28 protein-coding genes are annotated in these 19,538 nt (G+C 65.7%); 9 read left to right on the top strand and 19 right to left on the bottom strand.

All coding sequences use genetic code 11. The features are described from left to right. Window positions 1–23 precede the first annotated feature (23 nt). Genes KBY85_RS01075 through pheS form a run of 4 tightly spaced genes read right to left on the bottom strand, consistent with a single transcriptional unit; the run spans window position 24 to window position 3,151 of the window. Window positions 24–497, bottom strand: coding sequence for a DUF192 domain-containing protein (locus KBY85_RS01075; protein ID WP_254959723.1), 474 nt, complete (start codon window positions 495–497; stop codon window positions 24–26). Further along, window positions 494–1,174 carry a response regulator transcription factor gene (locus tag KBY85_RS01070; protein WP_254959721.1) on the bottom strand — a complete coding sequence of 227 codons (681 nt, stop codon included), beginning with the start codon at window positions 1,172–1,174 and terminating at the stop codon, window positions 494–496. The genes KBY85_RS01075 and KBY85_RS01070 overlap by 4 nt, the downstream gene beginning before the upstream one ends. After that, window positions 1,171–2,088, bottom strand: a complete 918-nt coding sequence (locus KBY85_RS01065; protein WP_254959720.1) for an NAD(+) kinase — start codon at window positions 2,086–2,088, stop codon at window positions 1,171–1,173. Before KBY85_RS01065 ends, KBY85_RS01070 begins: the two co-directional genes overlap by 4 nt. A 55-nt stretch (window positions 2,089–2,143) precedes the next feature. After that, entirely contained in the window at window positions 2,144–3,151 is a 1,008-nt protein-coding gene (gene pheS, locus KBY85_RS01060; RefSeq protein ID WP_254959719.1) for a phenylalanine--tRNA ligase subunit alpha, read from the bottom strand. A gap of 72 nt (window positions 3,152–3,223) precedes the next feature. Between pheS and surE the strand changes: the two genes are divergently transcribed. After that, window positions 3,224–4,009, top strand: coding sequence for a 5'/3'-nucleotidase SurE (gene surE / locus KBY85_RS01055; RefSeq protein WP_106502229.1), 786 nt, complete (start codon window positions 3,224–3,226; stop codon window positions 4,007–4,009). A 10-nt stretch (window positions 4,010–4,019) separates the two neighbouring features. On the opposite strand, the gene KBY85_RS01050 is transcribed toward surE, so the two are convergent. Then, on the bottom strand, window positions 4,020–4,601 hold the full coding sequence (locus KBY85_RS01050; RefSeq protein ID WP_254959717.1) for a DUF3611 family protein: 582 nt from the start codon (window positions 4,599–4,601) through the stop codon (window positions 4,020–4,022). Window positions 4,602–4,678: 77 nt separating this feature from the next. On the opposite strand from KBY85_RS01050, the gene KBY85_RS01045 reads away from it, so the two are divergent. The 5 genes from KBY85_RS01045 to KBY85_RS01025 all read left to right on the top strand — a co-directional run bounded on the left by KBY85_RS01045 (window position 4,679) and on the right by KBY85_RS01025 (window position 8,287). Further along, complete coding sequence (locus tag KBY85_RS01045) at window positions 4,679–5,662, top strand: bifunctional riboflavin kinase/FAD synthetase (protein ID WP_396121793.1); 984 nt, start codon at window positions 4,679–4,681, stop codon at window positions 5,660–5,662. 77 nt (window positions 5,663–5,739) lie between these two features. Continuing rightward, on the top strand, window positions 5,740–6,819 hold the full coding sequence (locus tag KBY85_RS01040) for a thiamine phosphate synthase (RefSeq protein ID WP_254959715.1): 1,080 nt from the start codon (window positions 5,740–5,742) through the stop codon (window positions 6,817–6,819). Then, the gene (gene thiS, locus KBY85_RS01035; protein ID WP_254937815.1) at window positions 6,819–7,022 is read left to right on the top strand and encodes a sulfur carrier protein ThiS; all 204 of its coding nucleotides are present in this window, start codon (window positions 6,819–6,821) and stop codon (window positions 7,020–7,022) included. The genes KBY85_RS01040 and thiS overlap by 1 nt, the downstream gene beginning before the upstream one ends. 10 nt (window positions 7,023–7,032) lie before the next feature. Continuing rightward, a complete protein-coding gene (locus KBY85_RS01030; protein WP_396121792.1) occupies window positions 7,033–8,022 on the top strand; it encodes a DUF1517 domain-containing protein in 990 nt (329 codons plus the stop codon). Window positions 8,023–8,128: 106 nt separating this feature from the next. Continuing rightward, complete coding sequence (locus tag KBY85_RS01025; protein WP_254937779.1) at window positions 8,129–8,287, top strand: hypothetical protein; 159 nt, start codon at window positions 8,129–8,131, stop codon at window positions 8,285–8,287. On the opposite strand, the gene larB is transcribed toward KBY85_RS01025, so the two are convergent. From larB to KBY85_RS01005, 4 genes are read right to left on the bottom strand one after another with little or no spacing between them, the layout of a single operon-like run. Next, window positions 8,261–9,007: a nickel pincer cofactor biosynthesis protein LarB gene (gene larB, locus KBY85_RS01020; protein WP_254959714.1), complete on the bottom strand. Its 747-nt coding sequence runs from the start codon at window positions 9,005–9,007 to the stop codon at window positions 8,261–8,263. The two genes, KBY85_RS01025 and larB, sit on opposite strands and share 27 nt — an antisense overlap. After that, window positions 9,004–9,396 carry a TIGR03792 family protein gene (locus tag KBY85_RS01015; protein ID WP_254959713.1) on the bottom strand — a complete coding sequence of 131 codons (393 nt, stop codon included), beginning with the start codon at window positions 9,394–9,396 and terminating at the stop codon, window positions 9,004–9,006. The genes larB and KBY85_RS01015 overlap by 4 nt, the downstream gene beginning before the upstream one ends. A gap of 56 nt (window positions 9,397–9,452) precedes the next feature. Beyond that, entirely contained in the window at window positions 9,453–9,938 is a 486-nt protein-coding gene (ispF, locus tag KBY85_RS01010) for a 2-C-methyl-D-erythritol 2,4-cyclodiphosphate synthase (protein ID WP_106502222.1), read from the bottom strand. A gap of 59 nt (window positions 9,939–9,997) precedes the next feature. Continuing rightward, window positions 9,998–10,474: an NfeD family protein gene (locus tag KBY85_RS01005; RefSeq protein WP_254959712.1), complete on the bottom strand. Its 477-nt coding sequence runs from the start codon at window positions 10,472–10,474 to the stop codon at window positions 9,998–10,000. Between the two features lie 20 nt (window positions 10,475–10,494). On the opposite strand from KBY85_RS01005, the gene KBY85_RS01000 reads away from it, so the two are divergent. Further along, entirely contained in the window at window positions 10,495–11,376 is an 882-nt protein-coding gene (locus tag KBY85_RS01000; RefSeq protein ID WP_254959711.1) for an SPFH domain-containing protein, read from the top strand. Here the strand turns inward: KBY85_RS01000 and KBY85_RS00995 are convergent. From KBY85_RS00995 to era, 6 genes are all read right to left on the bottom strand, one after another. Further along, complete coding sequence (locus tag KBY85_RS00995) at window positions 11,367–11,690, bottom strand: heavy metal-binding domain-containing protein (protein WP_396121790.1); 324 nt, start codon at window positions 11,688–11,690, stop codon at window positions 11,367–11,369. The genes KBY85_RS01000 and KBY85_RS00995 overlap by 10 nt on opposite strands. A 106-nt stretch (window positions 11,691–11,796) precedes the next feature. Further along, a complete protein-coding gene (gene trmD, locus KBY85_RS00990) occupies window positions 11,797–12,498 on the bottom strand; it encodes a tRNA (guanosine(37)-N1)-methyltransferase TrmD (RefSeq protein WP_254959710.1) in 702 nt (233 codons plus the stop codon). Between the two features lie 4 nt (window positions 12,499–12,502). Further along, a complete protein-coding gene (locus KBY85_RS00985; RefSeq protein WP_254959708.1) occupies window positions 12,503–13,006 on the bottom strand; it encodes a phycobiliprotein lyase in 504 nt (167 codons plus the stop codon). 13 nt (window positions 13,007–13,019) lie between these two features. Next, on the bottom strand, window positions 13,020–13,157 hold the full coding sequence (locus tag KBY85_RS00980; RefSeq protein ID WP_254959707.1) for a hypothetical protein: 138 nt from the start codon (window positions 13,155–13,157) through the stop codon (window positions 13,020–13,022). 6 nt (window positions 13,158–13,163) lie between these two features. After that, a complete protein-coding gene (locus tag KBY85_RS00975) occupies window positions 13,164–13,445 on the bottom strand; it encodes a type II toxin-antitoxin system Phd/YefM family antitoxin (protein WP_254959706.1) in 282 nt (93 codons plus the stop codon). A gap of 36 nt (window positions 13,446–13,481) precedes the next feature. Beyond that, the gene (gene era, locus KBY85_RS00970; protein WP_254959704.1) at window positions 13,482–14,411 is read right to left on the bottom strand and encodes a GTPase Era; all 930 of its coding nucleotides are present in this window, start codon (window positions 14,409–14,411) and stop codon (window positions 13,482–13,484) included. A gap of 87 nt (window positions 14,412–14,498) precedes the next feature. Here era and KBY85_RS00965 point away from each other — a divergent pair, with 87 nt between their 5' ends. Both KBY85_RS00965 and KBY85_RS00960 read left to right on the top strand, forming a co-directional pair. Further along, window positions 14,499–15,020: a hypothetical protein gene (locus KBY85_RS00965; RefSeq protein ID WP_254959702.1), complete on the top strand. Its 522-nt coding sequence runs from the start codon at window positions 14,499–14,501 to the stop codon at window positions 15,018–15,020. Between the two features lie 43 nt (window positions 15,021–15,063). Continuing rightward, window positions 15,064–16,605 (top strand): alpha/beta fold hydrolase, encoded by a 1,542-nt coding sequence (locus KBY85_RS00960; protein ID WP_254959700.1) that lies wholly within the window; start codon window positions 15,064–15,066, stop codon window positions 16,603–16,605. Between the two features lie 43 nt (window positions 16,606–16,648). Here the strand turns inward: KBY85_RS00960 and KBY85_RS00955 are convergent, their stop codons facing one another. The 4 genes from KBY85_RS00955 to rpsP all read right to left on the bottom strand — a co-directional run bounded on the left by KBY85_RS00955 (window position 16,649) and on the right by rpsP (window position 19,502). Next, window positions 16,649–17,386 (bottom strand): Bax inhibitor-1 family protein, encoded by a 738-nt coding sequence (locus KBY85_RS00955; RefSeq protein ID WP_254959698.1) that lies wholly within the window; start codon window positions 17,384–17,386, stop codon window positions 16,649–16,651. A 123-nt stretch (window positions 17,387–17,509) separates the two neighbouring features. Then, entirely contained in the window at window positions 17,510–18,016 is a 507-nt protein-coding gene (locus KBY85_RS00950; protein ID WP_254959697.1) for an aromatic acid exporter family protein, read from the bottom strand. Beyond that, window positions 18,013–19,044, bottom strand: a complete 1,032-nt coding sequence (locus tag KBY85_RS00945; RefSeq protein WP_254959695.1) for a PhoH family protein — start codon at window positions 19,042–19,044, stop codon at window positions 18,013–18,015. Before KBY85_RS00945 ends, KBY85_RS00950 begins: the two co-directional genes overlap by 4 nt. 11 nt (window positions 19,045–19,055) lie before the next feature. Then, window positions 19,056–19,502, bottom strand: a complete 447-nt coding sequence (gene rpsP / locus KBY85_RS00940; RefSeq protein WP_254942146.1) for a 30S ribosomal protein S16 — start codon at window positions 19,500–19,502, stop codon at window positions 19,056–19,058. Window positions 19,503–19,538 lie beyond the last annotated feature (36 nt).

Genomic DNA, 19,538 nt, shown 5'->3' with positions numbered 1-19,538 from the left:
TCAGGATGGCTACCGGCTGTAGCTCAGGGTGCCGCCTGGCCTCCTAGCGCCTCTATCCGCGCCAGGCTGCCCACCTGGATGCCCTGGGCTGCGGCCTGGCCGGCGGCAAGCTCCAGCACGCCGTCCACCTCCTGATCAGGGCCGTAGCTGCGGCAGGGCAGGTGCAGGCAGGGTTTGGTGTGGGCTTCGATCGCCACCACCCGGCCGCCCTGCACAAACAACATGTCGAGGGGTTCGGGGGTGCGGTGCATCCAGAAGCGCGCCAGAGACGGCGGGTTGTAGGGGAACCACATGCCCCGCAATGGCGCAAGCGCCGGCCGCAGCTGCAGTCCCCTGCCTTGCTTTTCGGGGGTGTCGGCCACCTCCAGGGCGATACAGCGATCAGGCGCCAGGCACCAGCGGGCCGTGATCGGCAGCCATTGGGGCGGCGGCGTGAAGCCGCACAGCAGGGCAGCCACCCCAGGCAGGGCTAGCCCCCAGCCGCATCTGGCGTTCATTCGCGGGCCTCCAGCTGGGGCAGCCGCTCGCTCAGGCAATAGCCCTGACCGCGGATCGTGTGGATCAGCCGTCGTTCGCCGCCCTCCTCCAGCTTCTGGCGCAGGTAGCGCACATACACCTCAATCACGTTGCTGCTGCTGTTGCTGCTGTTGCTGTCCTGCCCGTCGTTCCATACCTGGCGCAGGATCAACTCCCTGCTCACCACAGTGCCCTTGCGCTCCAGCAGCAGCAGCAGCAGCTGGTATTCCCTGGCCGTCAGGCCCACGGGCCGCGCTCCCCGTTTCACTTGGCGGGTGCTGGGATTCAGCACCAGGTCGCCCACCTGCAGTAGCTGGGCCGGCACATTGGCGCGGCTTGTGAGATCTAGATGCAATCGCAGCCGCATCAGCAGGTCGCTGGGGCCGAGGCTCGAAAGCCAGAAGTCGTCTGCTCCTGAGCTGAGGCAGTGGACCCGCGCCTCCACCGTGTCGTCGCCCACATCCAGCAGCACGGGGATGGGGCCCCACTGTTCTCGCAGGGAGGCGATGCGGCCCGAATCGCCGCTGGAAAGCAGCACCGCATCTGGGGTTGCCCCAGCCGGCACAGGCTCCCTGCAGCACGAGTAGCCGGAAGCCTCCAGCCGTGGCGCCAGGGCCTCGGCCTCCGGGCCCAGCAGCAGGATGTGGGAATCGTTCATGGCGCCGTGCCGTTGCCGGGCTTAGCCACGTGGGGCAGGCCCCAACCCAATTTGTTGCGCAGCACCTGGAAAAACTCGTGGTCGGCCAGCCGCACGAAGCGTACGGGCTGCTCGCTGCGGCGCACCAGGATTCGATCCTCCGGCCAGATGTAACAACCAGCGCTGCCATCCACCACCATCATCAGCCTCTCAGGCGTGGCGGGAAACACCGTCACCGGCTCGCGGTCGCTGAACACCAGGGCGCGCGAAGCCAGCGAATGGGGTGCGATCGGCGTGAGTTGCAGCACCGGGCAGTCGGGGGTGATCACTGGTCCGCCGGCGCTGAGGGCGTAGGCGGTGGAGCCGGTGGGGGTGGCAAGGATCACCCCGTCGGCGGCGATATCGACCGGCGCATGGCGACCGATGGCGATTTCGAAGTGGCACATCGAGGTGAGCGGCTCGCGGTGCAAGGCCATTTCGTTGAGGCAGAGCACTTCCCAGCGCCGCTGCTCGCCGCGCATCACGCTGACGATCAGCATCGTGCGCTCCTCCACCGTCCACTCGCCGGAGAGCACCTGCTCCAGGGCCCCCTCCAGCTGGTGCAGGTAGGCCTCCGCCAGAAAGCCCAGATGGCCCGTATTGATGGTGAGGATCGGGACGCCAACCGGAGCCGTTTGACGGGCCGCTGAAAGCACGGTGCCGTCGCCGCCCAGCACCACCGCCAGACTTAGGTCCCGGTCGAAGCCGGCCGGCACGCAGGCCGCATAGCCCCGGGTGCGCAGGTGCTGGTCGGGGTTGGCAAAACCCACCATGCCGCCGGAGCTGCTAACCCGCACCACGCCATAGCCCGCCGCCGTAAAGCGCGCCTCGATGGCATCGGCGGTGGACAGGGCGAGGTCCTTGCCGTCATTCACGATCAGTCCGACGCGGGGCACCGATCGGGAAGCGAGGGGCTGCCCGAGTTTATGGGGCTCCAATCAAACCGCCCAACTAAAACTGCTCCAGGAAGCGCAGGTCGCTGGTGTAGAGGCGGCGAATGTCGTCGATGCCGTGGCGCACCATGCAGAAGCGCTCGACGCCCAGGCCAGCGGCAAAGCCGCTCCAGCGCTCTGGATCGAGGCCCATACCGGTGAGCACGGCGGGGTCGACCATGCCGCAGCCCATCACCTCCAGCCAGCGGCCACGCCACTGCACATCCACCTCGGCGCTGGGTTCGGTGAAGGGGAAGTAGCTGGCCCGAAAGCGCACCGGTAGGTCGCCGAAGAACTGTTGCAGAAAGGCCGTGACGGTGCCGCGCAGGTGGCTGAAGTCCAACCCCTCATCAATCGCCAGCACCTCCACCTGGTGGAACACGGGCGAGTGGGTGGCATCCACGGCGTCGCGGCGATACACCCGCCCTGGGGCGATCACCCGCACTGGCGGTGGGTTGTTCTCCAGGTAGCGGATCTGCACAGGCGAGGTGTGGGTGCGCAGCAGTTGGCTATCGCCCAGATAAAAGGTGTCCTGCATGTCCCGGGCGGGGTGATGCTCGGGAATGTTGAGGGCCGTGAAGTTGTAGTAATCGCTCTCAATCTCAGGCCCCTCCGATACCCGATATCCCAGGCCGGCAAAGATGTCGACGATCTCTTCGATCGTGCTTATTAAGGGGTGGCGGTGGCCCGGCGGCGTGAAGCTGCAGGCCGCAGTGACGTCAATGGTTTCGCCGGCGAGACGCTCGGCCATGGCTGCGCTTTTCACTGCCGAAAGCCGCTCGCCAAGGAGCGCCTGCACCTGCTCTTTGAGCACGTTGGCCCTTTGGCCGATCAGGGGCCGCTCATCGCCAGGCAGCTTGCCCATGGCGCCGAGCACGCCAGAAAGGCGCCCCTTCTTGCCGAGCAGTCCCACTCGAAGTTCTTCCAGTTCAGCAGCGGTGCTGGCGGTGGAGATCTCTGCTGCAGCCTGGCTTTCCAGCGCCTGGAGCTGGTCGGTGAGCTGCTGCAGGGAAACGGTGGCGCTCACGGCAGGGGCGGAGGGATTGCTGACTGTAAGGAGCCGCCCCAGTTACCTTGCGGCTAAATGGCGTTAGGCCCGATGGCACCGCTCAAGATCCTGATCAGCAACGACGACGGGGTCTTCGCTGAAGGCATTCGAACTCTGGCCAATGCGGCCCTGGCCCGCGGCCACCAGGTGAGTGTGGTGTGTCCTGACCAGGAGCGCTCCGCTACGGGCCACGGTCTCACCCTGCAGACCCCAATACGGGCGGAGCGGGCTGATGAGTTGTTCGATGATGGCGTCCAGGCCTGGGCCTGCAGCGGTACCCCCTCGGACTGCGTCAAGCTCGCCCTGTTTTCCTTGCTGGATGAGTGGCCGGATCTGGTGCTCTCCGGCATCAACCACGGCCCCAACCTGGGCACAGATGTGCTGTATTCCGGCACGGTGAGTGCGGCGATGGAGGGCACGATTGAGGGCCTTCCCGCCCTGGCAGTAAGTAGTGCCGACTTTCAATGGCGCCAATTTGCGCCAGCGGCACGCCTCGCCCTCGATGTGGCTGAGCGGATGCTGGCGGAGGGTTGGCCCAGCAACATGTTGCTCAATCTCAATGTGCCGCCCCGGCCGGCTGAGGCGATTGGAGAGCTGCGCTGGTGCAATTCAGCGGTGCGTCGCTACACCGACCAGTTCGAGCAGCGGGTAGACCCCCGCGGCCGCAGCTACTACTGGCTGGCGGGGGAGGTGGTCAACGATCTGGAGGCCCAGGTGTCTGGGCCGGCGGCCTGGCCCACCGATGTGGCCCAGATCAATGCCGGTGGGGTCTCACTGACGCCGCTCCAGCCAGACATCTTCTGGCGCGGTCGCACGGCCGATCTGCCGGTTTGGTGAGCGGCCTTGATCAGGTTGTGCGGTAAACCCGCTGCAGCAGCCAAAGGCTGATCCAGAGCCCGATCAGGTGGGCAAACAGCACCTGGGTGTTGCCCAGCACGGCCAGCATCTCGATCGAGGTGATCGGTAGACCGATCACTCGCCCGGCCACGCCAGGGGTCGACTGGATCTGGGCACCAAAGAAGCCGGGCACCTGCTGGGAGGCCTGCACAAACAGGCTGCCGGCCAGCGACTGATAGCCCAGCACCGCCAGGGTGATGCCGGCCAGGTCGGCCAGCACGCCCCGCTTGATCAGCCTCGAGGTTTCACCCTTGCTGGGCCGCACCGGCGAATTGAGGGCCCGGCCGCAGCGCACCACCAGCCAGCTCTGCCAGATGCACCAGAGCAGCAGCAGGAAGGCGATGGTGGTGAGCGAGATTCCAGGCCCCAGGCCGAGGGCGCGGGCTGAATTGGCCGCCAGGCGGCCGCCGATGTTGTTGAAAAGCAGCACCCCAACCACCACCACCCCCAGCACCACCTGGGACCAGAGCCGAATCCAGCCCAGGCGCCGCAATGCCGCGGCGATTAGCTGCAGGTCGAGGCGGTCAGCCATTCAGCCATCCAGATGGGTGAACCAAAGGTGCCATGGGAGGATCGATTTGGCTCCCGTTGCCTTTGGGTTCCGTAGCGTTGATACCCCTGCGATCCCCCCAGGAGGCCCTGCGCCCCACGGCCATCGCCCTCGGCAGCTTTGATGGCCTGCATCAGGGCCATCGCCGCGTCATCGCGGCGGTTACTGCTGCGGCTGCCAACGAAGCGGCGGCGATTCCCACGGTGGTGAGCTTTTGGCCCCATCCCCGCGAGGTGCTGCACGGCGAGGCGCGCTTACGGCTAGACCTGCCCGCTGAAAAGCTGCATCTGCTGGAGCCCCTGGGCATTGAGCAGCTGGTGCTGGTGCCCTTCAGCCGGGAGCTGGCCGCCCTCAGCCCCGAGGCCTTCGTGGAGCAGGTGCTGGTGGGCCAGCTGGCGGCCCAGCGGGTCGTCGTGGGTGACAACTTCCGCTTCGGGGCCGGCCGAAGTGGCGACACTCAGGCCTTGGCGGTGATTGGTGCCCGTCACGGCATCGAGGTTCAGGTGCTGCCGATGCTCTGGGATGGTGAGGAGCGGGTGAGCAGCAGCCGCATCCGCCGGGCCCTAGGGGCCGGAGATCTGGCGGAGGCCCGCCGCTTGCTGGAGCGTCCCTATCGCTTCAGCGGCCTGGTGGTGAGTGGCCGCGGGCTTGGTAAGCAACTCGGTTGGCCCACCGCCAACCTGCAGGTGGATGGCCGTAAGTTTTTGCCGCTGGAGGGGGTTTATGCAGCGACTGCGTCTGTGGAAGGTGGGGCCATGCTGCCGGCGGTGATGAACCTCGGCCCCCAGCCCACGGTGGATCCCACCGCCCCTTCGGCGGTGGAGGTGCACCTGCTCGATCGACAGCTGGAGCTTGAGGGATTGGAGCTGGTGGTGGAGCCCCTGCAACTGTTGCGCCGCCAGCAAACCTTCGCCAGCTTTGAGCAGCTCGCAGCCCAGATTGCCGCCGATGCCCAACTGGCCCGCGCCTTAAGCGCCGGGATAGGCGTGGGTGAGGCCCCAGCCAATGAAGGTTGCGATCCCGCCGAGCAGCAGAATCCCTGAAATCAGCACCAGCATCGGGCTGTCGGAATTGGCCCGATTTGGATTGCCTGGCTCGCCTGCCATTGGCCCACTGTGTGATGGATCCCACCCTAGACAGCTTCTCCAGCCCAGCTCGCGACCGGCTGCTCGATGCCAACCTCGATCGGGCTCGGGAGGGCTTGCGGGTGCTGGAAGATTGGGCCCGCTTTGGCCTCGATCGGGGCGATTTGGTGGTGCGCACCAAGGACATGCGCCAGCGGCTGGGCAGGTTGCATCGCGATGCCTACAAATTTGCGCGCCACACCGCTACCGATCCGGCCGCGGGCCTCGGCCATCCGGCCCAAGCGGAGCGATCGAGCCCCAGCGCCGTGGTGGGTGCCAACGCCGGCCGGGTGCAGGAGGCTTTGCGGGTGTTGGAGGAATTTGGGCGCAGCAGTGATCCCCTCCTGGCGGAGGAGGCCTCAGCTCTGCGCTATCTGCTCTACGACCTGGAAGTGGATTTGTTGCAGGCCTGTCGGCTGGCCGCTGCGGGCGGGGCGGGCCGCCGAGAGCTGCTGGCTAGCTGCCAGCTCTATTTAGTTACCTCTCCAGTGCCCGACCTGGAGGGGGTGGTGGCCGCCGCACTGGGGGCCGGGGTACGCCTGGTGCAATACCGCGCCAAGGAGACCGCCGGTCTCGATGACCTGCAAAAACTCAGCCAGGCCCGGGCCCTGCGCCAACTCTGCGCCGCCCATGGCGCCCTGTTTTTGGTGAATGATCGAATTGATATTGCCCTGGCGGTGGAGGCCGATGGGGTGCACTTGGGCCAGGGGGATCTGCCGCCGGCGGTGGCGCGCCAGCTGCTGGGCCCCGATCGGTTAATTGGCCGCAGCACCCATGCCCTGGACCAGCTGCAGCAGGCGGTCAGCGATGGCTGCGACTACCTCGGAGTCGGCCCGGTGGAAGCCACCCCCACCAAGCCCGGCCGGGAGCCGGTGGGGCTCGATTACGTGCGCCAGGCCGCGGCGGTTAGTCCGCTCCCCTTCTTTGCCATCGGCGGGCTCGATGCCAGCAAGGTGGCGGCGGTGCGGGCTGCTGGAGCCCAGCGGATTGCGGTGGTGAGGGCGATCACCGAGGCGGTTGATCCAGCTGCCGCCACTGCCGAGCTGCTGGCAGCACTTGAGGTGCCGGCTTCGTGATCAGGCTGCAGGTAAACGGCGATCAGCGAGCCTGCTCAGCCGGGCTCAACTTGGAGCAGGCCCTGCTGGAACTGGGCTACAAGCCCCGCTTGGTGGTGGTGGAGTTCAACGGCACGATCCTGCCCAGACAGGCCTGGCCCACCCAGCCGGTGGTGGAATCCGATGTGCTGGAAGTGGTCACCATTGTGGGCGGTGGTTCCTAGATTCCGACTAATCGCTTCCAGCGCCTTGGCGCTTTCTACCCGTCTGGTTTTGCGGCGCTGCTTCAGCTTGTTGGCCGTGCCGATGTTGGTCCTGAGCCTGTTGGTGGTGCATCCCAGCCCCAGCTGGGCCGCCAGTGGCGGCCGCATCGGTGGCGGTAGCTTCCGCTCGGCCCCCTCGATGCCGAGGAGCTACGGCGGTGGTGGCTACCGAGGTGGTGGTGGCTATAACAGCGGCTACCGCGGTGGCTACGGGGGAGGGGGGATCGGCTTTCCCTTCCTGATTCCAATGTTTGGTTTCGGTGGTGGCGGCCTGTTCGGTTTCCTTGTGCTGATGGCCGTGGGAGGTCTGTTGCTCAACGCGGTGCGAGGTGGCGGTGGTGGCGGCCAGGGGCCAGCAATATCTGGCAGCCGCGGCGATCTGGTGGGCGGCGGCCGCCCCGATGGCCCGGTCACGATCAGCCAGCTGCAGGTTGGGCTGCTGGCATCGGCCCGCCAGCTTCAAACGGATCTGCGCCGTCTAGCTGGCAGCGCTGACACCAGCCATGCGGCGGGCCTCCAAGCCCTGCTTCAAGAGACCACCTTGGCCCTGCTGCGCCACCCCGACCTCTGGGTCTATGCCAATTCAGAGGTGGGTCAGGTGCCTTTTGCTAGTGCCGAATCCACCTTCAATCGCCTCTCGATGACGGAGCGCAGCAAGTTGCAGCGGGAGGTCACCACCAATGTGGGCGGCAAGCGCTTTAGCGATGACAGCGTGGCTGCGGGAGATAGCGATGCCAGTAGCGATTTCATCGCCGTCACCCTGCTGGTGGCAAGCCGCAGCCGGCTTGCTCTCAAGGGTTCGGGCAGTGCGGACCAGGTGCGTGATTCGCTGCAGCAGCTCGGCGCCGTCGGTGCCGCTGATCTGCTGGCGATCGAGGTGATCTGGCAGCCTGAAGGGGCCGGTGAAGTGCTGAGCACCGAAGAATTGCTGACGGCCTACCCCCAGCTCCAACACCTCTAGGACTGTTGTCCTGGTTCGAGTCCCAAACGGCGAGGGGAGATCGTTGCTTCTCCCCTTGCCCCTGCCTGGCTAGCTACCCACACTGCGTTGAGTGCCGGCTGGTTTCATGCTGCGTCGCTCGCCAACCTGGGTCAATACAGCGGTGCTGCTGCAGGCCATCGAGCGCTACGAGCAGGGACTTTTGCCCCGCTCGATGCAGCTCTGGATCCAAGCGGTGCTCGAGATTGAGCAGCCCGGTTCAACTCCCCTGCGTCCCGGCTGCTGAGCGCCCAAGCCCGCAGCCCAGGATCCGCAGGGCTGCCATGGCGGCGCCATAACCGTTGTCGATGTTCACCACCGTGAGCCCGGGGGCGCAACTAGCCAACATGCCGTGCAGGGCTGCCACGCCTCCGGCACTTACGCCGTAGCCCACAGCCACTGGCACTCCAATCACCGGCTGGGGCAGCAGCCCGGCCAGCACGGTGGGCAGGGCTCCCTCCATACCAGCGCAGGCGATCAGCACATCGGCATGACGCAGGTCTTCGAGGCGCTCCAGCAGCCGGTGCAGCCCCGCCACGCCCACATCCAGCACCAGTTCGGTGGCGATGCCATGGCAGGCCAGGGCCAGCTGGGCCTCGGCCGCCACCGGTAAATCGCTGGTGCCGCCGCTTAGCACCGCTACCCGACCCAGCCTTGATTCTGGGCTTGGTAGGAGCCCGGCGCTGAGACAGCGGGCCTGGGGATGGTGCTGCAGAAGCCAGGCCTCCCCTCTCTCCCCCCCTAGCAGTGCTGCCACGGCTTCTGCCTTCTCAGGGGAGACGCGGGTCACAAGCGCCAGCTCTCCTAAGCCATGCAACTCTTCCAGGATCCGGGCGATCTGCTCGGCACTTTTGTGCTCGCCCCAGATCGCCTCCACCATCCCCAGCCGCTGGCGGCGGCCAAGGTCGAGCCGATGCTCCGGGCTGCCGAGCACGTAGGTGGCCTGGTCTGCGCTGATGCGGCTCATGCCGGCAGCAGCTCACCTTCAAACACCAGCGGGAAGGGGTTGCCTTGCGATTGGCCGCTGGCCGCCTGGGCTAGCTGCTCGAAGCGCTCCTGCACCGCCTGCACCGCTTGCGGCGGAATCGCCTTCCAGTGCTCGCGATCGACCCAGCGGATCAGCAGGGTGCCCTCCTCGGTGAGGGGATCCCAGAGCAGCTGGCGATCGAGAAAGCCCTCCTGCTGGGCCAGCCAGGGTTCCCAGCTGCCCCGTTCCGCCTCAAGCCAGGCCTGGCGGCCCTCGGCCGGCACCTTCAGGCGCAGGTGTTCCACCACCACCACGTCGTAGGAGCCATCGGGCTCGGCAAAGGCCGCGTGCACCGGGCTGGCTTGGCTGGAGAGCAGCACCAGGGTCATCCCTAGAAGCAATATCGATCTCACAAACTTAGAAAAGCTGGACTGCCAGAGGCGGCTCACGGCTTTTGCAGCAGGACCACGGCGTGGCAGGAGATGCCCTCTTCGCGGCCTTCAGGCCCCAGCTGCTCGTTGGTAGTGGCTTTGACACCCACCTGATCGGCTGTCAGCCCCATGCGGGAGGCGATTGCAGAACACATCGCGGCGATGTGGGGCTTGAGCTTGGGCCGCTCGGCCACTAGCACTGAATCCACATTCACCACGCTCCAACCCCGCTCCATCACCAGGGCCACCACCTGCTCCAGCAGCTCCAGGCTGTCGGCCCCCTGCCACTGCGGGTCGTCCGGGGGGAAATAGAGGCCGATGTCACCCAGGGAAAGGGCCCCCAGCAGGGCGTCCATGATTGCGTGCACCAGCACGTCGGCATCGCTGTGGCCATCAAGCCCCAGGCCGGCGGGATGCTCCAGCCGCTGGCCGCCCAGGATCAGCGCCCGACCGGGCACCAGCCGGTGGATGTCGTAGCCATTGCCGATGCGCAGTTGCATGGAGTGGGGGTGCTTGGTCCCAGTCTCCCCTAGGGCTGGATCAACACCAAGACCCAATCTCACCCAGGCCCCAGCACCTGCAGCTGATTGCCCTCGCGGCCCAGCACGGTCACGGCCGCACCCGGGCTGAGAGCTTGGCTGCTGCCCAGGTTGACGGCGCTCCAGCTTTGGCCGTGCCAGCGCACCCGACCCGTTTCGCTGCCGTTGAAGCCACTGAGCACTGTGGCGTTTTCCGCTGGCGGCAGGCTGCGGTGGCGCTGCCGTGCCGACCAGCGCCGCAGACCCAGCACCCCCAGGCAGGTGAGGCCCGCCAGTAGCCCGAGCTGCAGCAGGGGCGGCAGGGGTAACCAGGCCGTCGCCACTGACAACACCAGAGCCACCACCGCCGCCGGCAGCAGGCCATCCACCTCAGCACCCGCCAGGGCAAGCAGCAGCAGGCCGGTGGCCAGCAGTAGCCAGAGGAGCGACACGGGAGCCATGGCGGCGCGGCGGGCGTGGGTGTGGTTCAGCCCGCCCATGCTGACTAGCGTTGGCATCTCCTGCTCGGATTCCCGCCGTGGAAGCTCTGCTCTCCCTGCCCGCCTTGGTGCTGATGGCCCTGCTGGGCGTTAGCAGCGTCAAGGTCACCAGCGGCGGCCAGTCGCGCCTAGTGGAGCGCCTTGGCAAATACGACCGCCAGCTGCAGCCGGGCCTGTCCCTGGTGCTGCCGGTGCTGGAGAAGGTGGTGAGCCATGAATCACTTAAGGAGCGGGTGCTCGACATCCCGCCCCAGCAGTGCATCACCCGCGACAACGTCGGTATCGAGGTGGATGCGGTTGTGTATTGGCAGCTGCTGGAGCACGCCCGCGCCTACTACGCCGTCGACAACCTGCAGGCGGCCATGGTGAATCTGGTGCTGACCCAGATCCGCGCCGAGATGGGCAAGCTCGACCTCGACCAAACCTTCACCACCCGCCAAGAGGTGAATGAGGTGCTGATGAAGGAGCTGGATCAGGCCACCGATCCCTGGGGTGTGAAGGTGACGCGGGTGGAGCTACGCGATATCCAGCCCTCCCGGGGCGTGCAGCAGGCGATGGAGCAGCAGATGACTGCTGAGCGGGAGAAGCGGGCGGCGATTTTGCGTTCGGAAGGGGAGCGCGACTCCCAGGTGAATGCGGCCCGGGGCCGGGCGGAGGCCCTGCTGCTGGATGCCGAAGCCCAGGCCAAGCAGCAGACCCTGCTGGCCCAGGCCAGGGCCGATGCGGCTAGTCGGCTGGCCGAGGCGATGCAGGCCAACCCTCAAGCAGCGGAGGCGATGCGTTTGTTGCTGGCCGGCGACTGGATGGCCATGGGCGAGCAGATGGCCCATGCGCCTGGAGGCAGTGTGCTGATGGTGGACCCCCAGAGCCCGGCAGCCCTACTCGCGGCGTTGCGGGGTCTGCAGCAGGGTCAGGGTTGAGGTGGCAGCGGCGGCGGTGGTAGCCCCCTATCACCAGAAGCCCAATCCCCAGCAGCCTCGAGCCTTACGGCAGTGCCGATGGCGCAAGCCATCAACATTCCACCCGCCTGTCCCAGCACCTCGTAGTCCACCCGCACCCCCACAACGGCATCGGCTCCCAGCAATCGAGCGCGCCTGCCTAGTTCCTGCAGTGCCATCTCCCGGGCCCGCTCCAGAGTGACCTCATAGGACCTAGCCCGCCCGCCGATTAGGTCGCGGATTGAGGCCAGGATGTCGCGGAAGATATTGGCGCCCAAAATGGTTTCGCCGTGCACCAGGCCAGGCCCATGTAGTGCCGTATCGGCTGGCCTTCAAGGCTGGAGGTGGTGCTGAGCAGCATCGGTGTTAAGGCAACCGGAGGCTTAGCCCAGTTTGCTGTTTCTACTGCTGGAGTTGCTGCTGCGCCTGCCAGCGCCCGAATAAATCCGGCCGGCGTTCGGCGGTGCGCTGCTGCTGCTGCTCAAAGCGCCAGCGGGCGATGGCACCATGGTCGCCGCTGCGCAGCACCGTCGGCACCTCCAGCTCCCGGAAGTTGGCGGGACGGGTGTAGTGGGGATGCTCGAGCAGTAGGGCGCTGTGGCTCTCCTCCTCGAGGCAGGCCTGGGTACCCACGGTGCCGGGCAGCAGCCGCACTACACCGTTGATGATCACCGCCGCCGGCAGCTCCCCGCCGGTGAGCACAAAGTCGCCGATCGACACCTCCTCATCGGCTAGGGAGCGGATGCGTTCATCGAATCCTTCGTAGTGGCCGCAGATCAGCACCAGCTGGTCGTAGCCGCTAGCCCAGCGGCGCAGATCGCTCTGCTGCAGGGGCTTGCCCTGGGGGCTCATCAGCAGCACCCGACGCCGCGGCAGCACCGGGATCGCCTCCACCGCCGCAAATACCGGCTCTGGTTTGAGCACCATGCCGGCGCCGCCGCCGTAGGGCTCGTCGTCGACTTTGCGGTATTTGTCGGTGGCGAAATCGCGGGGGTTGTGGGTGTGGAGCCCGGCGATGCCGGCAGCAAAGGCCCGGCCGATCACGCCCAGGCCCAGCAGTGGCGCAAAGGCCTCCGGTGCCAGGCTCACCACATCAAGGCGCATCAGCTCAGCTCGCGGGCACGGTGGGCCGGCTCACCCGGCGGATCTCGGAGCTGAAGCTGGCCCGGCCGGGGCTGCCATCAGCGCTGGTTTCCACCGTGGAGCGCAGTCTCAGATTGGGCTTGGTGAACCAGATTCGCTCGCGCACCTCCCGGCCATCACCTGGGATCACCAGCTCCAGGCTGCCGTCGGGCCAGAGCAGCCAGCGGCCCTGCTGCTCGCCGCTGCGGAAGCCACCTTCGGCGTCGAAGTGCAGCTGCTGCTGGGCCACCGCATCTTTCTGGCCCACTTGCAGGCCGCCCGCCCCACCAGCGGTCTCGGCCTCGAGAAAGGCCACCACCAGCTCGCCGCGGTCGCTTGTGTGCCAACCGTCGTCGTCGTCATCACCGGCATTTACCTCGCCGAGGGCGAACTGGCTGCGCAGGCCCATCCATTCGCCGGCGCAACAGCGCAGAAAGGCTCCGATTTCTTCGGGAGGAAATGGGGTGGTGTCGGGGCTGGGCTCGCTCATGGGAGTGATTCTCTCAGCCGCCTGCCCCGCCGTCGCCCATCCAGATCACCTGGTGGCCCTGCTGCTTCAGTCCGTCATGCAATTGAGCAGCGTCGACGACGAATCCAGGTTTGCCGAGGGAGGTTTTGAGCGCCAGTTTCCAGAGGCTCACCACGCTCTACAGCATGGGCAAGCGGAGGACCATGAGGGTGCCACGCAACGTTGCCGGTAGGCGCTCAGGGGCGATGGCCAGCCTGAGCAGCAGCTCGGCTTTGAGGTCGCAGTCCAGAACCGCAGACCCCTGAAGAAAGCCGAGCTCGCGTCGGCGAGGAGCCTCATCTACCGGCACCAGCCGCACCATGGCTTTGCCGGCACGCGCAATCACCACCTCCTCGCCATCGAGCGCTTGCTCGACATACCGGGAGAGATTGGTTTTGGCGTCGTGGAGGTTGACTTGCATTGCTTCGGCTAAGCCGGTAATGCGGCTAAGCAGGTGTTACTCCCCCCGGTAGCCCAGTTCGCTCAAGCGCGCGGCGCTGCGGCGCCAATTGGGCACCACCTTCACGAACAGCTCCAGATACACCGGCCCGTCGATCAATTTCTGCATCTGCTGGCGGGCGCCGCTGCCGATCTCCTTAAGCATGCGGCCCCCTTTGCCGATCAGGATCCCCTTCTGGCTGCTGCGCTCCACCAACACCGTGGCCAGCACGGCGGTGCGCGGCCCGTCGTCGACGATGCGCTCGATCTGCACCGCCACCGAGTGGGGAATCTCCTCGCGGGTCTGGTGCAACACCTGCTCGCGGATCAACTCCGCCAGCAGCAACTGCTCGGGCTGATCGCTCACCGCATCCGGTGGGTATAGGTGGGGACCCTCCGGTAGGTCGGCGGCGAGAGCTGCCACCAACTCGCTGGTACCCGCGCCGTTCAAGGCGCTCACCGGATGAAGGGGCCAGCCCGGCACCAGCTCGCGGTAGCTCTGGGTTAGCTCCTCGGTCCGGGCCGGATCCACCAGGTCATTTTTGTTGAGGGCTAGGTGCACAGGTGCGCGGCAGTGCTGCAACATCTCCACGATGAAGCCATCGCCCCGGCCAGCCGGCTCGCTGCCATCCACCAGCAGCAGCACCACATCCACTTCCCCGATGGCGCGGCGGGCGCTCTGCACCAGTCGCTCCCCCAGCAGGTGGTGGGGCTTGTGGATACCCGGCGTATCTAGCAGCACCAGCTGGGCTGTTTCGGTGGTGAGGATCGCCCGCAGCCGGTTGCGGGTGGTTTGGGCAACGGGCGAGGTGATCGCCACCTTTTCGCCCACCAGCTGGTTGAGCAGGGTGGATTTACCCACGTTTGGCCGGCCGATCAGCGCCACGAAGCCGGAGCGAAAGCCTTCAGGGCTCGTGGGTAGGGCCGGGATTGTCGTGGGAAACTCCATAACACCAGCCTGGCAGCCGGCAGGGCCACCCTTGCTGCCTCGGCAGAGTCCATAGGCTGGCTTTCTGGTTGTGCCCTATTCACCGCAATGACTGCTGCTGCCGAACCAACTTTTCAGCAGGCCATGGAGATCACGGCCCAGTGGCTGGCGTTGTGGGAGCACGGCGAACTCAGTGATGAAGTACTTGCCGACCGGGTGGCTGAGCTGGTTGCAAGCCGCGATGGTGCCCGGGGCTTTTTTGTTGTGAGCCTGGCCGGCGACTGCCCGCTGATGGACCGCCTGCCCGAAACCCTGCTGCTCCAGCTGCGGCTGGCAGGCGAGGGCGTCGTCGATCTCTCGGCCCGCAACCTGGCCATGAGTACGGCGATGGCCCTGCACCATCAACGTGCTGGCGATTCCAGCCAGCAGGGGGCTTCGGAGCGGGTGCAAGCCCGCTGCACCGAACTGCTGCGGAGCCTTGAGCCTCAGGCCGTTAAGGAGCGGCTGGAAATCCTGCTGGCGGCTACCGCCGGGCAGGGAGAAGACGTCGCCTTCCTAGATCGCTGGGGCTACGACGCCGAGCAGCGGAGCTCGATCGCCGCCGCAATCGAAGCTGTGGCTGAGGCCTGAACCAGGCCAAGATGACTTGATTGCCCCGCCGTCGCTTCTGCCCATGATTCGCCCCTTTCCATCCCGGGCGTTGCGCATCCTGGCCACGGGAATCGGTGCCGCCGCCCTGCTGGCCCCGGCGCCTGCCGGGGCGATTGAAACCATTAATTTGCGCCTGCCCCTGCTCGAGACAGGCTTCAGCATCAGGGTCGCTGAATTGCGCAGTCCGGAAGCATTGATTTCCGGCGACAGCGATCTGGCCGAGCTCGACCGTGCCACCCGAGGCGAGATTGGCCGCAGGCTTAAGGCCGTGGTGAACTCAAACCTGCCCCTCGAGATCAAGGCGGTTATTCGCCAGGCCCAGGGTTCACCGCTGCTTGATCAGGTGCTGCTGTTGGTCGGGGCCCTAGGCGACATCGATGGCTTGCCTGATCCGCTCGATCCGGCTCAGTTTGAGCAAGCCATGGAGCGGTCTGCCGCTAAGGGGGGCATCACCATGCTGGATGTGATCGAGCAGCTACCAGGCCAGAGCGTCACGGTGGAGCTGGGCCGGTTGGGATTTTCAATTCAGCGGTTTCGAGATCAACGCCGCTCGGCTGAAAAGCTGATTGCCTCCATCCCGGCTGTGGGCAGTGCTGGACCACTGCAGGAGGCAGGACGGCAGTCTGTTGCCCGCCAGGAATTAAAAATCGTCGTTGGCCATCGCCCGGAGCCGTTGGCTCTGGTGGTGCTCGAGCCAACCGGATCTGGAGCGGCGCCAAATCGACTGGTGGTGATTTCCCACGGGCTGTGGGATGACCCCAGCAACTTCGAGGGCTGGGCAGCCCACCTGGCTAGCCATGGCTACACCGTGGTGCTGCCCCGCCACCCAGGCAGCGATCAAAGCCAGCAGCGAGCCATGCTGGCCGGCAAGCAGCCGCCTCCTAGTCCTTCTGAGCTGGCCCTGCGGCCAAAAGATGTGTCGGCCGTGATCGATGCCGCCGCCCAGGGGCGGCTCGCCTTGCGCCGATCGGTGAACACCCAGGCGGTGCTGGTGGCAGGCCATTCCTGGGGGGCGACCACTGCGTTGCAGCTGGCTGGGGCCCGGCCCATCACCACCAAACTTCAGCAGCTTTGCGATGAGGTGCGCGACCCCTCCCGCAATCTCAGCTGGATATTGCAGTGCAACTTCGTTGGTTCGGCGGATAGTGCCGCTTTGGTAGACCCCCGGGTGGCTGCTGCCATTGCGGTGAGTCCGCCGATGCGCTTGCTATTTGATGTCGATTCCGCCGGCAGCATGAAGGCGAAGGTGCTGGTGATCAGCGGTAGCCGCGACTGGGTGGTTCCGCCCGGGCCCGAGGCGATCGAGCCGATGGCCAGGGCCACCCGGGGCGGCGCCAGTGGCCATCGCCTGGTTCTGGCTGAGAATGCCGATCACTTCAATTTGCGTTCGCCTAGGGGCGAGTCCGGGGGGGCCTTGCGGGCCCTGCTGCTGGCTTGGTTTAACTCTGCTGCTCGCTTAAGCCCAGGTAACCCGCCTGAATTGCCGCTTGCTGGTTGGGGCAGTGCAACCCATCCGCTGCGGGAAGTGACATCGGCATTGCCCACGCCACAGGCTCAGCCATAAAAAAAGCGCCCCTTTGGGGGCGCTTAAGTTGCTGGATTGAAGCTCAGTCGCGACGGCCACCGCCCTGGAGGGCAATGATCAAGCGCAAGATGAAGATAAATAGGTTGATGTAGGTGAGATACATCCCCAAGGCGCCGGCCAAGTATTGGTCGTCGCTGTAGGTGCGAGGCATCGTGTAGAAGTCGACGAAGGCTGCGCCTACGAACAGCACCGTGCCGAAACCTGCAATCAGCAGTTCGAAGGTGCCGCCGCTGAAAACGCCTGGGGCAAAAATGCCACCGATGATCTGCACGACCATGGCGATCAGCAGGCCGAGGATGCCCAGACCCACTACGCCGCTCAGGGCTTGGCCGATGTTGTCGCTCATGCGGCGACCCACCACTGAGGCCACCACAAAAGTGATGCCCGTAGCCAGGGTGGCTGTGCCGATGGCGCCTACACCAGCGGCACTTACGGCGTAGGCAACGATGCCACTGAGGGTGAAGCCGGTGATCAGGCTGTAGGCCGTCAGCAGCGGCAGGGCAGTGTTGTTTTTGCCCTTCAGGGCCACATTCTGGGCCACGAAGAACAGGATGAAGTTGCCGATCAGGGCCACCCAGAACAGGGGCATGAACAGGGCTGGGCTGCTGGCCATCAGGGCCAGGCCTCCCATCACCCCACCGGCGGTGAGCACCATGCCGCCGCCCACATAGGGCAGGGCCTTGTTGACCACATTGGGGCCCACTAGGGCGCTTGATTGGGCCTCACGAATGGCCTGTTGAAAATTGCTGCTGGCCGGCATGGCGCACCAGTGGATTCGAAGTTTCTATATCCTGCCAGCGATCTGTAGGCAACGGGAGGCCCTGCTGGCTGCCGTTGGTGCGGATCTCCCTATCGGGATGGGCTTAGGTTTGGCTCCTGGGCTTCAGGAATCGCCACCGACCTGGTTGTTTGAGCTAGGCCAGAGCCCAGCCGCGAGCACCGCAACGCCGGTGCCGATGAATGATTCAGCCAAGCGCAGCAGGGCATTTAGCCCCGGACTCAGCTTCGGATCCAGGCTGCCGGTGACCATCACAACGATCACGGTGATCGCTGCCAGGCGGCCATGGCTGGGCACATTGATTGCTGCGCAGAGCGCAACCGTGGCGAAGATTGCCACGGCCATGCCCAGTGGGTGAAAGGGAAGCAGCGTCAGGTAGATGGCACTGGTGCCGGCGCCTATGGCTGAACCCAAAATTCGCAGCGAGGCTGAGGAGGTTGTCTCCCTGCGGGTGGCCTGGGTTACCACGATCGCGGAGATCGCCGACCAAAGCCCGCCGATCTTGGGTAGGTAGCCCGGGAACAGATTTGTGAACCAGTAGCCGAGTAAATAAGCCACCAAAGCCGCTATGGCGATCTCCGCGGGGATGCGCAGGCGCTCTGCTTTGTTCATGGTTCAGGCTCACTGCACGGGCTATCGAATCGCCTTTTAACGGCAGGCGCCAGCTTGGTGGCATCGCGATCGGCATAGGCCTCCACCAGTCGCTGCACTAGCGGGTGGCGCACCACGTCAGCCGCGGTGAGCTCGCAGATCGCCACCCCCTCCACCCCCTGCAGCACCTGGGCAGCTTCCTTCAGGCCGCTCTTTACCCCATAGGGCAGGTCCACCTGGGTGGGATCGCCAGTTACCACCATGCGGGAGTGTTCCCCCAGCCGGGTAAGCACCATCCGCATCTGGGCGGTGGTGGTGTTTTGGGCTTCGTCGAGGATCACAAAGGCGTCGGCCAGGGTGCGGCCGCGCATGTAAGCAAGAGGGGCCACTTCAATCACCCCTTTTTCCAGCAGGGCACTGGTGCGCTCGGTGCCAAGCAGGGCGTGCAGGGCGTCGTAGAGGGGGCGCAGGTAGGGATCAACTTTCTGCTGCAGATCGCCCGGTAAAAACCCGAGCCGTTCGCCCGCCTCAACCGCCGGGCGAGTGAGCACCAACCGCTCGACCTTGCGCTCGGTGAGCATGCGCACCGCCTGAACGGCGGCCAGAAAGGTTTTGCCAGTGCCCGCCGGGCCGAGGGCAATGGTGAGGTCGTGGCGCTCCATAGCTTCCACATAGGACTGCTGGCGCAGGGTGCGCGGGCGCAGCAATTTGCCATTCTGGCTACGGGCCAGCACTTGGCGCCCCATTTGCTGATGCTCCGCGCTCCTGCCGGTGTCGAGGGCCTGCAGGGCTACCCGCATATCTACTTGGGTGATGGCTTGGCCTTCCTGCCACAGGGGGCGAAGCAATTCCACCAACGCCGCAGCTCTCTCCATCTGGCTGGGAGGTGCCTGAATGACCAAATCCAGCCCCCGCAGCACTAGCGAAGCTCCGGTGAGGGCTTCGAGTTGGCGCAGGGTGGATGATTCGGCGTCACCTGCCAGGGCTAGAGCCGCGGCAGGATTGGGCAGGGGAATGGCAAAGCTTGTAGGCCCCTTTGGCTCTGCCATGGGGCGAAAGCTCAAGCTTCGGCGGTAGCGGCGGCTTCCGTAGTTGCTTCGTCGGCACTGGCGGCTTCAGCAGCAGCAGCTTCGGCAGCTGCTTTGGCTTCGGCGGCAGCAGCAGCTTCGGCAGCCTTGGCCTCAGCTGCTTCCTTGACAGCCTGTTTGGCTGCAGCTTCGCGGGCATCAGCCTGCTTTTGCTTGCCAACAACCTCGGCGGGGCGCACTGTCTTCTCGATCAGACCACCCTTCTCCAGCAAGGAGCGCACCGTGTCGGTGGGTTGGGCCCCCTGGCCCAGGCGAGTGCGGATCGCCTCGGTGTCCAGACGGGTCTCTTTGGTACGGGGGTTGTAGAAGCCCAGCTCCTCAAGCGGACGTCCGTCGCGGCGAGAGGTGCTGTTAGTGGCAACAAGGCGGAAACTCGCTTCCCGCTTCTTTCCAAACCGCTTCAGGCGGAGCTTGATCATCGTGGCCTTGCGCTAGGTGTCCAAACAAGCAATGTA

This window comes from Cyanobium sp. BA5m-10, from assembly GCF_024346255.1.
Lineage (GTDB): Bacteria > Cyanobacteriota > Cyanobacteriia > PCC-6307 > Cyanobiaceae > Cyanobium_A > Cyanobium_A usitatum.
The sequence above is the reverse complement of the archived record's forward strand: the minus strand, read 5'-3'. Positions and strand labels throughout refer to the sequence as shown.